18 protein-coding genes and 1 pseudogene are annotated in these 17197 nt (G+C 42.5%); 16 read left to right on the top strand and 3 right to left on the bottom strand.

Annotated features, from left to right (window positions below; translation table 11 throughout):
- The first annotated feature begins 14 nt into the window (after nucleotides 1-14).
- The 6 genes from cmk to D6853_RS00135 all read left to right on the top strand — a co-directional run bounded on the left by cmk (nucleotide 15) and on the right by D6853_RS00135 (nucleotide 5902).
- On the top strand, nucleotides 15-674 hold the full coding sequence (cmk, locus tag D6853_RS00160) for a (d)CMP kinase (protein WP_120655804.1): 660 nt from the start codon (nucleotides 15-17) through the stop codon (nucleotides 672-674).
- A gap of 34 nt (nucleotides 675-708) precedes the next feature.
- Nucleotides 709-1563, top strand: a complete 855-nt coding sequence (ispH, locus tag D6853_RS00155) for a 4-hydroxy-3-methylbut-2-enyl diphosphate reductase (RefSeq protein ID WP_092245913.1) — start codon at nucleotides 709-711, stop codon at nucleotides 1561-1563.
- Nucleotides 1544-2686, top strand: a complete 1143-nt coding sequence (rpsA, locus tag D6853_RS00150; protein ID WP_092245910.1) for a 30S ribosomal protein S1 — start codon at nucleotides 1544-1546, stop codon at nucleotides 2684-2686. Before ispH ends, rpsA begins: the two co-directional genes overlap by 20 nt.
- 64 nt (nucleotides 2687-2750) lie before the next feature.
- Complete coding sequence (locus tag D6853_RS00145) at nucleotides 2751-3839, top strand: acyltransferase family protein (RefSeq protein WP_120655803.1); 1089 nt, start codon at nucleotides 2751-2753, stop codon at nucleotides 3837-3839.
- 38 nt (nucleotides 3840-3877) lie between these two features.
- Nucleotides 3878-4969 carry a hypothetical protein gene (locus D6853_RS00140; protein WP_147367676.1) on the top strand — a complete coding sequence of 364 codons (1092 nt, stop codon included), beginning with the start codon at nucleotides 3878-3880 and terminating at the stop codon, nucleotides 4967-4969.
- A gap of 147 nt (nucleotides 4970-5116) precedes the next feature.
- The gene (locus tag D6853_RS00135) at nucleotides 5117-5902 is read left to right on the top strand and encodes a CheR family methyltransferase (protein WP_120655801.1); all 786 of its coding nucleotides are present in this window, start codon (nucleotides 5117-5119) and stop codon (nucleotides 5900-5902) included.
- 118 nt (nucleotides 5903-6020) lie between these two features.
- Here the strand turns inward: D6853_RS00135 and D6853_RS00130 are convergent, their stop codons facing one another.
- The gene (locus D6853_RS00130) at nucleotides 6021-7217 is read right to left on the bottom strand and encodes a ribonuclease H-like domain-containing protein (RefSeq protein WP_120656268.1); all 1197 of its coding nucleotides are present in this window, start codon (nucleotides 7215-7217) and stop codon (nucleotides 6021-6023) included.
- Nucleotides 7218-7394: 177 nt separating this feature from the next.
- Here D6853_RS00130 and D6853_RS00125 point away from each other — a divergent pair.
- The 9 genes and pseudogenes from D6853_RS00125 (at nucleotide 7395) to D6853_RS00090 (ending at nucleotide 14076) form a co-directional block, all read left to right on the top strand.
- A pseudogene (locus tag D6853_RS00125) lies at nucleotides 7395-8508 on the top strand (RnfABCDGE type electron transport complex subunit C).
- A 16-nt stretch (nucleotides 8509-8524) separates the two neighbouring features.
- The gene (locus D6853_RS00120; RefSeq protein ID WP_120655800.1) at nucleotides 8525-9475 is read left to right on the top strand and encodes an RnfABCDGE type electron transport complex subunit D; all 951 of its coding nucleotides are present in this window, start codon (nucleotides 8525-8527) and stop codon (nucleotides 9473-9475) included.
- Nucleotides 9472-10080 carry an RnfABCDGE type electron transport complex subunit G gene (locus D6853_RS00115; protein ID WP_120655799.1) on the top strand — a complete coding sequence of 203 codons (609 nt, stop codon included), beginning with the start codon at nucleotides 9472-9474 and terminating at the stop codon, nucleotides 10078-10080. Before D6853_RS00120 ends, D6853_RS00115 begins: the two co-directional genes overlap by 4 nt.
- Nucleotides 10080-10772, top strand: a complete 693-nt coding sequence (gene rsxE / locus D6853_RS00110) for an electron transport complex subunit RsxE (protein ID WP_242948114.1) — start codon at nucleotides 10080-10082, stop codon at nucleotides 10770-10772. Before D6853_RS00115 ends, rsxE begins: the two co-directional genes overlap by 1 nt.
- A gap of 2 nt (nucleotides 10773-10774) precedes the next feature.
- Entirely contained in the window at nucleotides 10775-11362 is a 588-nt protein-coding gene (gene rsxA / locus D6853_RS00105) for an electron transport complex subunit RsxA (RefSeq protein WP_330392959.1), read from the top strand.
- A 13-nt stretch (nucleotides 11363-11375) separates the two neighbouring features.
- On the top strand, nucleotides 11376-12170 hold the full coding sequence (locus tag D6853_RS00100; RefSeq protein ID WP_120655798.1) for an RnfABCDGE type electron transport complex subunit B: 795 nt from the start codon (nucleotides 11376-11378) through the stop codon (nucleotides 12168-12170).
- A gap of 91 nt (nucleotides 12171-12261) precedes the next feature.
- Nucleotides 12262-12423 carry a hypothetical protein gene (locus tag D6853_RS15245; RefSeq protein ID WP_158588619.1) on the top strand — a complete coding sequence of 54 codons (162 nt, stop codon included), beginning with the start codon at nucleotides 12262-12264 and terminating at the stop codon, nucleotides 12421-12423.
- A gap of 230 nt (nucleotides 12424-12653) precedes the next feature.
- On the top strand, nucleotides 12654-13331 hold the full coding sequence (locus tag D6853_RS00095; protein ID WP_120655797.1) for a hypothetical protein: 678 nt from the start codon (nucleotides 12654-12656) through the stop codon (nucleotides 13329-13331).
- A 535-nt stretch (nucleotides 13332-13866) separates the two neighbouring features.
- Entirely contained in the window at nucleotides 13867-14076 is a 210-nt protein-coding gene (locus D6853_RS00090) for a hypothetical protein (RefSeq protein ID WP_120655796.1), read from the top strand.
- A 141-nt stretch (nucleotides 14077-14217) separates the two neighbouring features.
- Here D6853_RS00090 and D6853_RS00085 read toward each other — a convergent pair whose 3' ends face one another.
- Both D6853_RS00085 and fliY read right to left on the bottom strand, forming a co-directional pair.
- On the bottom strand, nucleotides 14218-15354 hold the full coding sequence (locus tag D6853_RS00085; RefSeq protein WP_120655795.1) for a DUF4317 domain-containing protein: 1137 nt from the start codon (nucleotides 15352-15354) through the stop codon (nucleotides 14218-14220).
- 9 nt (nucleotides 15355-15363) lie between these two features.
- Nucleotides 15364-15969, bottom strand: coding sequence for a flagellar motor switch phosphatase FliY (gene fliY / locus D6853_RS00080; RefSeq protein WP_120655794.1), 606 nt, complete (start codon nucleotides 15967-15969; stop codon nucleotides 15364-15366).
- A gap of 274 nt (nucleotides 15970-16243) precedes the next feature.
- Between fliY and pfkB the strand changes: the two genes are divergently transcribed.
- Nucleotides 16244-17149, top strand: coding sequence for a 1-phosphofructokinase (gene pfkB / locus D6853_RS00075; protein ID WP_120655793.1), 906 nt, complete (start codon nucleotides 16244-16246; stop codon nucleotides 17147-17149).
- Nucleotides 17150-17197: the final 48 nt, after the last annotated feature.

Raw genomic sequence — 17197 nt, 5'->3', positions numbered from 1 at the left:
AGGAGTTAAAAGAAATGAGTAAACAGATTGCGATCGACGGACCTGCGGGAGCGGGAAAAAGTACAATAGCAAGGCGCGTGGCAAAGAACCTTGGATTTATATATGTGGACACGGGAGCAATGTACCGTGCGATGGCTCTTTTTATGATAAAAGAGGGAATCGGAGCGGACGAGACCGAAAAGATCGTTGAGAAATGTAAAGTTGCAGACATTACCATCAAGCATGAGAACGGTGAGCAGATGGTATTTCTTAACGGTGAAAACGTAAACGGGCTTATAAGAACCCAGGAAGTCGGAAACATGGCTTCGGCGATCAGCGTCATCGGATACGTTAGGGAAAAGCTTGTTGAGCTTCAGCAGAAGCTTGCGGAGACTACGGATGTTGTCATGGACGGAAGAGACATCGGAACCGTCGTTCTTCCGAATGCCGAGTGCAAGGTTTATCTTACCGCAAGCTCTAAGGTAAGGGCGGACAGAAGATTTAAAGAACTTACAGAAAAAGGAATTGAGTGTGATATCGATGTGATCGAAAAAGAGATCATCGAGAGAGATTACAGAGATATGCACAGAGACATTTCACCTCTTAAACAGGCAGACGATGCGGTCTTGGTAGATTCATCGGATATGACGATCGATGAGGTGGTTGATAAGATCATTACTCTTTACAAGGGATGATACATTGCCGCTATATGAGCGGTAGGAGATGATTATGGAAGTTATAGTTGCCGAGCATGCGGGCTTTTGCTTTGGAGTTACCAAGGCGGTTGAGACCGTATACGATCAGATAAATAATAAATCCGGAAAAAATATCTTTACTTACGGTCCCATTATTCACAACGAGACTGTTGTTTCCGACCTTGAAAAAAAGGGTGTTAAGGTCATAGAGTCTGTCGATGAGCTTAAAGGTGTGACGGAAGGGACGATCATCATCCGTTCCCACGGCGTGACTAAGGAGACCTATGAAAAGCTTGCGGAAACCGGGCTTGAGATAATGGATGCCACCTGTCCTTTTGTTAAGCGTATTCACAAGATCGTGGAAGAGGAGAGCGAGAAGGGAAAGAGCATAATTGTAATAGGTTCTGCCAATCATCCGGAGGTCGAGGGAATAGTAAGCTATTCAAAAGGCGAAGTTTACGTGGTCGACTCCCCTGAAAGTGCCGTAAACTTTGAAGGAGACAAGACCAAAGATTACACAATAGTGTCCCAGACTACATTTAACAAGAATAAATTTCAAGAAACCGTTGAAATCTTTAGGAATAACGGTTACAATATTAATATTGTGAATACTATATGCAACGCTACTGAGGTACGCCAGACAGAGGCCGAAGAAATTGCTTCCAGAGCCGATGTAATGATAGTTATTGGTGGCGCGCACAGTTCTAACTCCAGGAAACTGTACGAAATATGCAGCAAGAAGTGTTCCGATACATATTTTATTCAGACACTGGATGACTTGCATTTAGATATAACTAAAGCGGTTAAGCTAGTGGGGATTACCGCCGGGGCATCAACCCCAAAGAACATTATTGAGGAGGTTCAGAATTATGTCAGAAGAAACTTTTGAACAGTTGCTTAACGCATCTTTCAAAACAATTCATACAGGGGAGGTTGTTGAGGGAACTGTTATTGACGTTAAGCCTGACGAGATAATCCTTAACATTGGTTACAAGTCCGATGGTATCTTGACCAAGAACGAATATAGCAACGATAACAGCATTGACCTTACAACTGCAGTAAAGGTTGGCGACACAATGGACGTTAAGGTCCTTAAGACCAACGATGCAGACGGACAGGTTATTCTTTCATACAAGAGACTCGCAATCGACAGAGGAAACAAGAGAATCGAAGAAGCATTCAACAACAAGGAAGTTCTTACAGCCAAGGTTGTTCAGGTTCTCGAGGGTGGTCTTACTGTAGTGGTTGATGAAGTCAGAATCTTCATCCCCGCAAGTCTTGTTTCAGACAGCTATGAGAAAGATCTTTCCAAGTATCAGGATCAGGAGATTCAGTTCGTTGTAACTGAGTACAATCCTAAGAGACGCAGATATATCGGTAACAGAAGAATGCTTGTTACAGCTGAGAAGGCAGAGCAGGCTAAGAAGTTGTTCGATACTATCAAGGTTGGCGATGTCGTTGACGGCGTAGTTAAGAACGTTACTGATTTCGGTGCATTCATCGATCTCGGTGGAGCAGACGGTCTCCTTCATATCTCAGAGATGAGCTGGGGACGCGTTGAGAGCCCTAAGAAAGTATTTAAGATCGGCGATACAGTCAAGGTTCTTGTTAAGAGCATTGACGGAAGCAAGATCGCTCTTTCAAGAAAGTTTGACGACGAGAACCCTTGGAAGGATGCTACTGAGAAATACGCAGTAGGCAACGTAGTTAAGGGTAAAGTTGCAAGAATGACTGACTTCGGTGCTTTCATCGAGCTTGAGGCAGGAATCGATGCACTTCTTCATGTTTCTCAGATTGCTAAAGAGCATGTTGAGAAGCCTTCAGATGTACTTAAGGTAGGTCAGGAAGTAGAAGCTAAGATCGTTGATTTCAACGAGGATGAGAAGAAGATCAGCCTTTCAATCAAGGCTATGTTCGCTCCCGAGAAGGAAGACGAAGCAGCTGAGGAAGAGGGCGATGTTGTATCAGTAGATATCGACAAGGTTATCGCTGAGCAGAACGAAGAGAACTAATAATTTAGAACAGTAGAATTTTTGCACGGGCAGCAAATCTTTTTGCTGCCCGTATTATAATGCTATGAAACAACTTACTAGAACGCGAACTGAATATATTGATATTGCGAGGGGCACCGTAATAATCCTAATGCTTATAGGACATTCGGGCGCCCCGAAGCTTTTAACGCAGCTTATATATGGTTTCCACATGCCGTTTTTCTTTATACTGTCGGGACTTCTTTATAACAGAAGCAAATGGGAAGAAAAAGGTTTTAAAGAGCTTGTTGTAAGTAAATTCAAGGCTTACCTGATACCTTATTTTATTCTGTGCGGAATAAATATAGGACTTGAGCTTATCTATGATCTTGTTTCGGGCTACAGCTTTGATGAGTTTACGCAGGAAGGCGCAAGAAGCATTTTGTGGGCGCTTTATTCCTACAGTACGAAAGCGAGAATGGGCACGAGCGTACCGCTGTGGTTTTTGCCTTGCATCTTTTTAAGTACGATAGTGGTATGGGCTGTTTTTAAGATAAAGAACAGGGCGCTTAAAGTCGCTATGTTTGCAGGCTTTTGGGCAGTTAATATAGCTCTTAATATGATAAAGAGTCCGATCCTTCCATGGCACATGGGATTATCGCTTATCGGTGCGGGCTTTATGCTTGTGGGATTTTATCTAAGATTTATTTTTGATAGATTGTTTTCCGATATGTATTCTTATGAAAGTTCAAGTAAGACGGACGAGGTTATGCTACTTGGTCATTTAAAGAGGACATTCTGTTTTGCGACTTTTATGCTATCTCTTGTGACTGTATTCGTGCTTTGCACACTTGCTAACGGCAAGGTTGACATCAATTTAAGAGAGTTCGGTAAGTATCCGGCATTGTTTATTTTGGGGAGCATTTCAATGTCGGTGTTCGTACTTCTTTTGTTTAAGAACGTGATTAGGAAAAGCGCGGTCCTTAAGTTCTTTGGACGCAACACCATAGTGATCATGGGCTTTAACTACACGATAAATTTCTATAGCAAGATCTTTTGGCAAAAGAGTGTTCTAAAGGGAATGGTTTCTTATAACTGGATTGTGGTATGCATCTTTGATCTAATCTGCTGCGCAGTCCTGATAAACGCAAAAAAACGACTTGATATGTACAGAGCACTGAATGCTGCATCTTGAAAAATATAAAAACGCTTATTAAAAAGGAGAAGTAAACAATGAAAAGAGTGAGATTATTACCGATACTGGGGCTGTGTTTATGCCTTGTCGCTTGTGGTAGCAGTACATCTGTGTCTAAGATCGAAAGCGTAGCCGCGGGATCATCGGAAAGCACAGAAGGAATAACTGTAGCCACGGAACAAGCGTCGGAAGCGGACTCCATAGATGAAGCGGTTAATTCGGGAAATGCGCTTTCAACAGAAGAACCTTCGCAGTATGATATATGGAGGGACTATATCGACGGCAGAGATAGATCGGAGATCACACTTGATGAAGAGTCTGAAAAGCTGTATTTGGGATTTATCAGTGGGGAAATAGAGGCAGAATGTTCAGAGGACTGCAGTGAATACTGCGAACAGTTTGGTTTATCCTTCGGGCAAAAAAGCTACAAATTGCCTGAAATTGAAAGAATGATAGACATTGATCGTACCAAAATACCGTACGATGCGGAGTACTTAAGTGAGAGATATATTGATCTTGGGCTGGATGGAAGCTATGAACTATTGGTGGATTTTTATGATGAAGAAGATCCACATGGATATGGCTTAAGTCTGATAGTAAAGAATTTTAGCGGAAAGCTGAAGATATGCTATATTCAGGACTTTTGGGCCAGACAATCCGCAGTCATAACATATTCCGGAATGATATATGTATCAGGCTCGGGCGGGGCTATGACTCACGGAGGATTTAACGGATATCTTGATGCTGAAGGAAAGTATCATTTGTGGTATGAGTGGGATTCATATGGATACGAAACATATCATGAGAGGCCGGATGAAGAGATAAATATTAATGGGGTTAGGATTGGCGGAGATGACATTAGAATGTTCATCAATTCATATACTTTTTATGATGATAAAGAGTACGTAACTATAAATATTGAGTACATTAATCCTGATAAGCAACGTGATGAGAATTCAACAGATTTAGACGAAGCCTATGAAAAAGCCGTTGAAGTGTTTATTGATCCGGGAAAGAAGCTTTGTACCGAAGAAGAGATAGGGGACATTAAAGAGAAATATCGTAAGAAGCTCGGAATCTCCGATGAAGTATATACGTATGGGGATGAACTGATGCCGGAAGACGACTAAGCATGTTTTCTGCAATAAAGGTTATTGTATTCTAATAAATATATATGAGATGCCGTTTATAATTATTTAATTTTACATACATTTCACTATATTATAAAATGGTATTAGATTCTAAAAAGTACAGACCGATCAGGAGGGGTGGCATCTATGGCATACGATTATGAGTGGTTTAAGAAAGCGGTTTATGATCTGACAAAGATTGATCTTAATGCTTACAAAGAAAAGCAGATGAAGAGAAGGATCGATACACTGATCGGAAAGTATGACGTCAAAGGATATGACGGATTTGCAGAGCTTATCAAAAAAGACAGAGAAGCACTCGATGCTTTTGTTTCGTACCTTACCATCAATGTCTCCGAGTTTTTCAGAAATGTGGATCAGTGGAACCTTATGGATAAAGAGATGGTTCCGGAGCTCATGGGTAAATTCGGAAAGAACCTTAAGATATGGAGCGCTGCATGTTCAACGGGTGATGAGCCGTACACGATAGTTATGTTGCTTTCAAAGCATATGCCGCTTAATCAGGTGAGCATACTTGCTACGGATCTTGACGCCGTTGTTCTTGCGAAAGCAAAAGCGGCTATTTACGATAAAAAAGAAGTTGCAGGAGTCCCGGAGGACTTTAAGAAAAAGTATTTTACCGAGACGGAAGACGGTAAGATGAAGGTGTCGGATGAGATCAAATCAAGGGTTACCTTTAAACAATCAGATCTCCTTCGCGATCCTTATCCAAAGGATCTTCACCTTATCGTCTGCAGAAACGTGCTTATATATTTTACAGAGGAAGCCAAGGACGAGATATTCAGAAAATACTATGATTCACTTGCTCCCGGCGGAATCCTCTTTATCGGAAGCACGGAGCAGATAATCAATTATAAAGAAATAGGCTTCGTTCGTAAAAACTCCTTCTATTACGAGAAGCCTAAAGCCTAATAGTTTTCTCCTAACTCTACATCTAAACAGAGCAGCGGCTCGGGTGGCATATTCCCCCGGGCCGCTGTTCTGTTTGAAATTAAGTGGCACTCAGTCCGCTCAATCTTTTTTTATGTAATCATATTTCAAGTATCTTGGCCATAACGTGAGAGGCATACAAGCTCATTGCGAAACGGCTCTTTTTCATATTTTCGTTTAGATCGAAGTAGAAGTTTTTATCTTCGTAGTCTTTTTTGAAGAAAGGAGCAAACACGAGATCCCATTCCTTAAGGAACTGACCTTCCTTTTTGGTATAGCAGGTCTCGGGCTTTGCCTTCTCGCGATACGCCTTGTCTACGAATGAAGCGATAGACTTATGTATTGCCATATCTTCTTTTGGAAGATAGAAATAATCTTTGTAGTTGGAATAGAAGTACTTAAGCTCATCCTCGTATAGAGGAAGTCTCAGAGTCGCTTCACTTCCGTTTGTCTTTAGATAAAAGCCTTCGTAGTTGCCGGTAAGCGCACACGGAAGCGCCATAGCCATGCTTAGCTTCATGAAGATTTCTTTTCTTGAATTGCCGTCCATGTCGTCATATTGATTGGCCTGAACCTTGACGGCCTTGACGGGGAGCTTGGAAACCCAGTCGGAACAGTATTTCTCGTCATCGATATCGTCATCCGTTCTTACCGATACCTTGGGGAGATTTTTGAACATCGCGAAGAACGTACTGTATTGGAGCATCGGAAGGATTCCGAACATGCCCTTTACGTCTTCAAAGTTGTGCAAAAGAAGAAGCTTAAGCGCTTCGGGATTTTTGCTCTGTTCGTAGTTTTTATAGATGGGGATCAGTTTTCCGCCGTCGTATTTATCTTCTCTGTTGATGCCAAGATAGAGCTCGATTGTTTTTTGCTTACAGTCCATGAGCCCGAGCTGTCTTTTGTACGGACCGATCTTTTTGTATATATCGATTGAATCCATACTTTCAAAGGCATCGGGAAGATTGTACTTTTCGAGCTTGATTTTTATATAAGGAAGATCAAATCTGTCACCGTTGTAGTGCAGGATTTTCGTAAAGCCTTTTGAAAAATCCAAAAAGGCTTCCAGGATCTCTTTTTCCTGATTGATATCCTCAGCAAAGAACTGAGTTATCTGCCATTTTCCGTCCTTATAAAAAGACAATCCGATAAGATACAGATCGGAGCTTCGAAGTGATAGTCCTGTTGTCTCTATATCGATAAAAAGGATATCTTGATTGGAACATCCGAGTATCTTCGGAAGAGAATGTACTATGTGGTCTTCACTAAAGGTCAATGCTTCGTTTGTCTTGATCATGATAAAAAATCTCACTTTCCGAAATCGCCTACTACCATATTGTATCACATTTCCTCTTAAACTTTTTTTCGATTTCTCAGCATTTTACCGTGAAAATATAGTATAATTATATTGTTAAATTTTTCACCCGATTATTCTTTTCGGGTACACATCTAAAATATGAAAGAAGGGTAGGAAATGGCAAGAGGTACTTTTAAGGGCGGCATCCATCCTTATGAAGGCAAGGAACTTTCTAAGGATAAGCCCATTAAATCAGTGCTACCAAAAGGTGACTTGGTTTATCCGTTGTCTCAGCACATCGGTGCACCGGCCAAGGCAATTGTCGCTGTTGGGGATCACGTTCTTACAGGACAAAAGATTGCGGAAGCCGGCGGTTTTGTTTCGGCACCGATTTACTCAACCGTATCAGGTACGGTTAAGGCTATTGAGAAGCGCAGGCTGGCTACCGGCGCTATGTGCGAGAGCATCATCGTAGAGAACGATGAGAAGTATGAAGAGGTGGAGTTTAAGCCACTCAAACCATACGAGGAGATGACAGCGGAGGACAAGATTGCAGCGGTCAGAGAGGCCGGCGTAGTAGGAATGGGAGGAGCAGGATTCCCTACTGCGGTTAAGTTTTCTCCGAAGGAACCGGACAAGATTGACTATGTTATAGCCAATTGCTCGGAGTGTGAGCCTTATCTTACATCTGACTACAGACGTATGATAGAGGAGCCGGAGCTTCTTTTGGAAGGTCTTAAGATTGCTGTCAGTATTTTCCCCAAAGCCAGAGGTATTCTTGCGATAGAGGACAATAAACCCGACGCGATCGCGAAATTCCAGGAATTAACTAAAGATGAAGAGAAGATAAGCGTTAAGCCCGTCAAGACCAAATATCCTGAGGGCGCTGAGCGTATGCTTATTTATGCGGTTACGGGAAGAGAGATCAACTCTTCGATGCTCCCTGCCGATGCGGGATGTATCGTTGATAACGTTGATACTCTTTGACCTTGATGTTCCCACAACCAAGACGGCGTCAGCTCTTACATGCCTTACCAAGGACGAGGTTTCTGCCCTTGAACCGAGCGCATGTATCAACTGTGCAAGATGTGTGGAGGTATGTCCGGAGAGACTTATCCCCAAGAACCTTGCCGATGCCGTTGAACACAACAACGAAAAGGCATTCCTTGATATGTACGGAATGGAATGCTGTGAATGCGGATGCTGCAGTTATATCTGCCCTGCAAGACGTCAGCTCACTCAGCTGATCAAGGGTATGAGAAAAATTCAGCTGGCTAACAGGAAAAAGTAAGGGAGGGACATTTTTAATGAGTGATATGAAAAGAGTGTCATCCAACCCGCATGTAAGAGCAAACACTACCACATCCAATATCATGATGTGGGTTGTAATTGCGCTTTTACCGGCTGCAGGCTTTGGTATTTACAATTTCGGGCCGGATGCTCTGATTATTCTTTTGCTGTCCGTGGCTTCTTGTGTTTTATCTGAGTTTATCTATGAGAAAGCCATGCACAAGCGTGTAACTATAGGCGACCTTTCGGCGGTTGTAACAGGACTTCTTTTGGGAATGAACCTGCCTTCAACTGTACCGTTCTGGGTACCGGTACTTGGCGGTGTATTTGCGATCATTTTGGTTAAGCAGCTCTTTGGCGGACTTGGCCAGAACTTCATGAATCCCGCACTCGGCGGAAGATTATTCCTCGTGATATCTTTTCCCGCCCTTATGACCAACTTCGTTACCGATACATACACGGGAGCAACACCGCTTGCTAACCTTAAGGCAGGCGCTGATGTAAATATCATGGATATGCTCATCGGTAGAACGGGCGGAACGATCGGAGAGACTTCAATGCTCTGCATTGCGCTCGGTGCGATGATCCTGTTTGCGCTCGGAATTATCGACTATGTCATTCCGTTTACCTACATCATCACATTTGCAATATTTGTAGGCCTCTTCGGAGGATACGGATTTAACTGGGCTTATATCTCAGCACACCTTGCAGGTGGCGGACTTATGCTCGGTGCCTTCTTTATGGCTACCGACTATGTGACATGTCCCATAACTCCAAAGGGAAGATATATTTACGGATTTATCCTTGGAATACTCACCGGCGTGTTCCGTATTTTCGGTTCCAACGCAGAGGGTGTTTCCTATGCGATCGTAATAGGCAACCTTTTGGTTCCGCTTATTGAGAAATTCACGATTCCGAGAGCATTCGGAATTAAGAAAACTGCAAAGAAGGAGGCGAAGAAAGCATGAATGATGCAAAGAGCATGATCAAAAACGCCTTGGTTCTTTTTGCTATAACTCTTGTTGCGGGAGTGTTGCTTGGACTGGTTTATCAGGTTACCAAGGACCCTATCGCAAAACAGGCTAAGCTTGCGCAGGACAAGGCCAATATGTCGGTATTCGCCGATGCAACAACTTTCGACGACGTAGAGCTTAATGCTGACGGAGCAGCTTCAGCGGTTTCGGGATTTACAGGTGTTACCATCGAGGATGTAAAAGAAGCTAAGGATGCATCCGGAGCACCTCTTGGATATGTTATCAGAGTTTCATCCAAGGGCTATGGTGATTTCATCACATACACAGTCGGAATTACAAACGAAGGAAATGTAAACGGAATCTCCATTATCTCAATCGCCGAGACTCCCGGACTTGGAATGAATGCCGAGAAGGTAATAGTTCCTCAGTTTGAGAACAAGCAGGCACAGCAGTTTAGCGTAGTTAAGAACGGACAGCTCACAAGTCCTTCTTCTCAGATTGAAGCGATCTCGGGCGCTACGATAACTTCAAGAGCGATAACCAACGGAGTTAACGCTTCAATCACATATTTTGAGAATGTTTTGAAAGGAGGACAGTGATGAGTGACAATGTAAAAAAAGGAGCTTTGGGCTTCAAGCAGGATACTCCGGCCGAGAGATTTTTTAACGGCCTCATTGCTGAAAATCCTACTTTAGTACTTATGATCGGTATGTGTCCCACTCTTGCGGTTACTTCATCCGCGATCAACGGACTTGGAATGGGACTTGCAACAACATTTGTTTTGGCATTAAGTAACGCGGTTATCGCAGCACTTCGTAAGACAATCCCCGCTACAGTCAGGATTCCGTCTTTCATAGTTGTTATTGCTTCCTTCGTTACTTTGGTTCAGCTTCTTATGCAGGCTTACGTTCCCGCACTTAACAGCGCACTCGGAGTGTATATCCCTCTTATCGTTGTTAACTGTATCATCTTCGGAAGAGCGGAAGCGTATGCAAGTAAGCATGGAATCATACCTTCTTTCTTTGACGGAATAGGAATGGGAATCGGCTTTACCTGTGCTATTACGACAATCGGTCTTGTAAGAGAGTTTATCGGTGCCGGCACGGCATTTGATGTACAGATACTCGGTGAGGGAACTGTTGTACCCGGAGCCGTAGGTGCTTTCCTTTCGGGATATAAGCCCATCAGCATCTTTATACAGCAGGCCGGCGCATTTATAGTTCTTGCATTCCTTATTGCGACGATGAACAAGATCAAAGCAAACGCAGCAAAGAGAAAGGAGGCTGAATAATTATGGCACAACAGATTATGAGCCTTGTGGGACTTATGATATCAGCCTCACTTGTTAATAACGTAGTACTTAGCCAGTTCCTCGGACTGTGTCCTTTCCTTGGTGTTTCCAAGAAGACCGACACCGCTCTGGGAATGGGAGGAGCGTGTGTATTCGTTATCACACTTGCTTCTTTGGTTTGTAGCATTATTTATAAGTTTATTTTGAATCCTTTGGATCTTTCTTATCTGCAGACAATAGTATTCATCCTTGTTATTGCCATGCTTGTACAGTTCGTTGAGATGGTACTCAAAAAGTACGTTGTTTCATTGTACAGAGCCCTTGGTGTGTATCTTCCTCTTATTACCACCAACTGTGCGGTTCTCGGTGTTGCTCTCAACAACGTAACAGACGGCTATTCAATCTTACAGAGTACTGTGTGCGGATTTGCAACAGCTGTAGGTTTCACAATTGCGATAGTTATTTTGGCAGGACTTCGTGAAAAGATGGAGTACAACGACATCCCCGAGTCATTTAAGGGAATGCCCATGGTACTTCTTACTTCCGGACTCATGGCTATTGCATTTACCGGATTCTCGGCTTTGAAGTGAAGGAGATGAACTTATGATTATTGGAATAATCATTGCAACGGCGGTTGTAGCAGGCGTTGGAATTGCCATCGGTATTATCCTCGGTCTTGCAGACATGAAGTTGCATGTTGATGTTGATGAAAAAGAAGCAGCTATTCTGGAAGTTCTTCCGGGGAATAACTGCGGCGGATGCGGATATCCGGGATGTTCGGGATGTGCTTCGGCTATCGCAAAAGGCGAGGCAGCCGTATCACAGTGTCCCGTAGGAGGTGCTCCGGTAGCAGCTGCCATTTCGGCTATTATGGGCGTTGAAGCGGGCGATATGGCTCGTAAGGTTGCTTTTGTACATTGCAACGGTAACTGCGATAACGCTGAGAAGAAATATGATTATGTCGGAGTAAGCGATTGCAGACTTATGTCACAGGCGCCCGGAGGCGGAGCAAAGACCTGTTCATACGGTTGTCTCGGCGGCGGCTCATGCGTATCCGTATGTCAGTTTGATGCGATCCACATCGTAAACGGTGTTGCCGTAGTGGATAAAGAAAAATGTAAGGCCTGCGGAAAGTGCGCTGATATCTGTCCTAACCACCTTATCGATCTCATACCTTACGATGCACAGGAAGCAGTTGCATGCAAATCACAAGATATGGGAAAAATCGTTAACTCTTATTGCAAAGTGGGATGTATCGCTTGTCATATCTGCGAAAAAAATTGTCCTGCGGGAGCAATAACAGTTGATAACAATGTGGCCTCGATAGACCAGGAAACATGCGCACATTGCGGCGTTTGCGTGGCAAAGTGTCCAAAGAAGGCAATAGCCTCATTATAAATTTTGGTAAATTTATACTTGCATTAATTATTTTTTAAAGTTATTATTGTACCCGTTACTGTTGTTGTTTAACAGACGGAGGTACGATAATATGGGCGAATGGAAAATTGCCTTTGATAGGATAATGGATCAATTATATAATCATCCCGAGGAAATGAGGGAGAGACTTCTCAAGAAGTACAATGACCCCGCTTACGAGATGATCGGTCGTCCTAAGACCGGAATTGAAAAGCTCAAAAGTATGCATGCATAAAATGCTATAAGGGCTGTCACACAGTTTAGTGTGGCAGCTTTTTTTGTGCCCGGGCCGCGAAGCCATATATCCTGAAATGCTTGTATTCGGCGATGTATGGCTTCGTGTTCGGGTAAAGATTACTTGATGATGAAAAACTTGACATAATGATTACCCAAATGTTAAGATGAACTGTCGAATTCGAAAGCAAATTCATGCACATAATAAAAAAAATAAGGAAAGGGAAAACTATGAAGACAAGAGGGACAAAAATACTTGCAGGTCTTATGACCGCCGGAATGCTTGCTGCAACAGGTGTTGTGGGCATTCAGTTAATGGGGGTAACAACCACTGAGACTGTTGAATTTAAGATGAAGGATAATGAATACGGATTAACCAATTCGGGGATGTCCGAAAAATACACAGGTTTCAGGAGCTTTAAAGATAAAATAGATAGCCTTCCGAAAGGATATGGATATACAACCTTTTGGATGAAGGGATATGATAAAGAAGTACTTGCTATTGCAATTCCGGATAAAATATATAATGATCGTACAGCATCTCATGTAGAGATATATATTATGAGGAATGGATATGTTTATTGTGTAGGAGAGATAAATGGTTTGACGCATTCATTGCGAAAAGGATCTGGAGTGCTTTATGCTGTGGGGGAAGCATCAAGTAATCCGACAACTACATTTAATGAAACATATCTTATTACACCTAATCAAAATAAATTATTTATTAAGGATTTTAGTCGTTGCACATGGTGTACTGATGGTTGGTTTTATGATGGATATGTTACTAATTCAAACACTCCGGGGGTTAATGTTATTGACTACAACACAAGCGATGGTAGTCAGATTCCGAAAAAAGCTACCGGAAACGATATTACTAATTATGAGCCTATTAAGTTTACAATAAAATAATAAGTTCTAACAAATATGTTTAAGGCTTCGCATGGATGATTATATCTATGCGGAGCTTTATATTTTTCCATAACATAATGCTGCCTTTCGTAAATCTTAAGAATCTGAACAAGGAATTTTCAAAAATTCGCGTTACAATAATTTCTGTCGATGATCAATCTTATCATCGGATATTAATGTCGTAAGTGACATTCTTACATCATATGCGGCTGCAATTTACGCAGCGCATCATTCTCGGCTGTTCGCCGAAACATTCCACTATTTGTTTTTTATTTAAAGCGCAGGAATAAACAATACATTACGCAGCCTCTTTATGAGGTTCATGCTATAATAGGAGAAAGAAAAAATGCAATTGGACCATTATTCAAAGCCTTCATAGGGAGATTACTATTGATGCGCTCTGCATTTTGGATGACGGATCTATATGTAATATAGAGATGCAAAAGGGTGATGGAAATGATGATATAAAAAGGACTCGTATTAATTCCCTGCAACCAGCAAAGCAGTTAACTATTTCAAAAACACCAAAGGAGGAATGAGTAAAGTGTGCAAATCCGTTGAGTTATATGCAGAAAACTATGCTAAGAAATACGCAGAAGAAGTAGCTAAAGAATCCTTTAACAATGGAAGAATAAAAGCTATCACTGACTTCTTGTCAAACGGCGGAACAAAAGCTGACGCCAAGAAAATGCTCAATGCCTCTGCGAAAGAGATTAAAGAAGCAGCATCAAGACTTATAAAATAGTTACAAGTGTTAAATCCAAGGCGGAGGTAACAAAGACATATATGAGACAGTGGGAAATAGAAATTTAAAAAAGAGATTTCACTAACGATGCGGTGAAATCTCTTTTTATGTTACGTTTTGCGGCGCACGTTTCTATGCAAATTACCTATTCATAAACGTCCGTACATTTATTCCGTTAACTTCGATATGATCGTCAACTGCGATGACAAGGCACTGCCTGCCGTCGACGATGCGGGATTCTACAAGGTCAGTCCTGTCGGGCTTAACCTTGATGACTACGTTAGGTGTCTCGATATCGAACTTGCGAGTATGTGCGATATTGCTTGCAAGAAGCGGATAGTCCTCGTCTCCGGCGCACTTAATATAAGTTTCGTCGAAGTAGCCGAGTCTTTCATCAGATACGCCGCTGTCATGAAGGAGCTGCTTCACATCACTCTTTTTAAGCTCCAAAGGCTCCGGATCGTCAACGTGATCGTCTATCATCTCATTTAAGTTATCATGAATATTTTTCATGATATCGTAGTCGGCATCTTCTCCTATAGTATTCTGCACAACCGCATCAAAGATGTCTTTTTGCTCGGGAGCGGAGATGGGAGCGCGACCGCCGAACATCGCTTCAACAAATTCAGGCTGAAGATCTTCGGGCTTTTTTGTAAAATACAGCATGTTGTGGATGTCGGTATCTCTTTCTATAAATGCAGGGAAAAGAAATCCCTTCACGGGACCATCCACTATCCAGTCGCGGAATCTTTCCTCAATGACATTTTTGGACTCATTATAACCAAGACCTGCCTTGGAAAGCTTAACGGGACAGATGCTGCAAAGGATATAGTCATAAACCTTCTCGGAAGCATCCTCCATCTCGATACCGTCCGATGTTACGCCGGGAATGTCATAGACAGCGTGAACGAGAATGATATAGTAATTTTCTCCGTTGATATAATTGGCAATGATCTTGTCGTAGCACTCATCCACAAGCTCGTCGTCCTTGAGCTGTGAGTTACGAAGAGTCAAAAGAAAGTCCTGAGTACCTCCGGGCTGTTCTTGGTCAAGAGGGAACTCAAGACTGATAAGATTTTTACCAAATGTACCTGATAAAGTGTGTTGGAAGATGTCCAGATATTTGAACATTTCCTCTTCGGGAATCTGGCCGAAAGCCTTTCTGAAAGTAAATAATTTGTTCTTGTCATGATCAACGTAGCAGCCGCAAATGCTGTCAATGGTGCATCTGTCGGGCGTAAACTGCTTCTTGATCTCCAGTGTCTCCTGTTTGTTCATTTGTAACCGTTATTTTCCTTTATTCATGAATTTTTCGCACATATCCAGCGCAAACTGCACGGGATAGAGCTGGACCATAACCGAATCGATCAGATCGCCGATTGTCATCCTAAATGCTATTTTAACAAATTTATCGTAAGTAGTATCAAACATTTTTTCAAAAACTTTTATACTGTCCACATCAATCTGATTAACGACGGGAGTACTGATGTCTGTGGGAACTCCGAGCATGGAAGATAAAGATGTGGCGCTGGTGCCCATCATCTGATTCATGGCTTCCGAAGCAGCCGAAAGATGCAGGTCTGTGATCTCACCTGCAGTATTGGTGCCGTCTCCGCCCATCATAAGGTCGCACATAACCTTGACATCATGCTCTTTTAGGATAAAGACATTGTTGCCTTCAAGTCCCTTCACATAATGGATCTGGACAAAAATGCACGTGTTTTCATAGTCATCAAGAGCTTCGCTTCTTTTGATGACTCTAACGTTAGGAGTAGTTATATCAACCTTTTTGTTAACCATGAGACTTAACGTTGTGGCGGAATTACCCATGCTGATATTGGCTATTTCGCCTATGGTATCGATATGATCACTGCTAAGTAAATAATCTTCCACAGTACACGCCTCCTTCGTCATTATATGATATATGAATTGCTCAATGGCATAAGTCATTTTCACACCTATATCATTAATATTTTAGTTTATATTCTGCTTCCTTGTAAAGGTATCTACACGATATATCCTTAAAGCTTTATTCTTTTTTTAGATAAAAATAATTTGACGTATAGCGCACAATTTTTGGACTGCCCCCATTCCCTAAGAGAATACTTTACCTTTGCGAATTAACACCTTATTATAGAGTTATGGCTTTTGAAATTGGGAGAACATCATGATATACACAGTTACATTTAACCCTGCGATAGACTACGTAGTCCGTATGGGAAGCGAGCTTTTGCCGGGGATGACCAATCGAACGGACAGCGAAGAGTGCTATTTCGGGGGCAAGGGCATCAACGTATCCTCCGTTCTTAAGAATCTCGGGCACGAGAGCTGTGCGCTTGGCTTTGTCGCTGGATTTACGGGCGATGCGATCATTAAAAGCGTAGAGGAACGCGGCATTAAGACCGATTTTATCAAGCTTCCGGATGGGATCTCCAGGATCAACGTCAAGATCAAGGGGGCAAAAGAAACTGAGATTAATTCTCAGGGACCGAATATCCCTGCGGATGCGCTTGAAAAGTTATATGATAAGATAAAAGAGCTTTCGGACGGCGATATACTGATACTTGCGGGCAGCATACCTGCGTCGCTTCCGGATAACGTATATGAGAATATAATGAGTCTTGTGGATGACAAGGGCGCCATGGTTGTTGTCGATGCGACAAAGGATCTCCTCATCAAAGCGCTTAAACACAAGCCCTTTCTCATAAAGCCCAATATTGACGAGCTGGGCGAGATCTTCGGAGAAACTCCGAAAACCGATGAAGAGATAGAAAAAAGAGCCAAAGAGCTTAAGGACATGGGCGCAAGAAATGTTCTGGTATCCATGGGAGGAGACGGGGCGCTTCTCGTTACGGAAAAGGGCGATACGCTTAAAAGAACATGTCCAAAAGGTACGGTAAAAAATTCCGTCGGAGCAGGGGACTCCATGGTAGCAGGCTTTATTGCGGGCTTTTTGAATAACGGATACTTCGAAGAAGCTCTTAAGATGGGAATTGCAGCGGGATCTGCGACGGCATTTTCGGACGATCTTGCAGACAAAGATATGATTGAGAAAGTATATGGGGAACTGTAACTAATGGCATAATCAAACAGGCTATGTGGGAATATCCGGACCTCTACC

It is taken from the genome of Butyrivibrio sp. X503 (genome assembly GCF_003625475.1).
Lineage (GTDB): Bacteria > Bacillota > Clostridia > Lachnospirales > Lachnospiraceae > Butyrivibrio.
The sequence above is the reverse complement of the archived record's forward strand: the minus strand, read 5'-3'. Positions and strand labels throughout refer to the sequence as shown.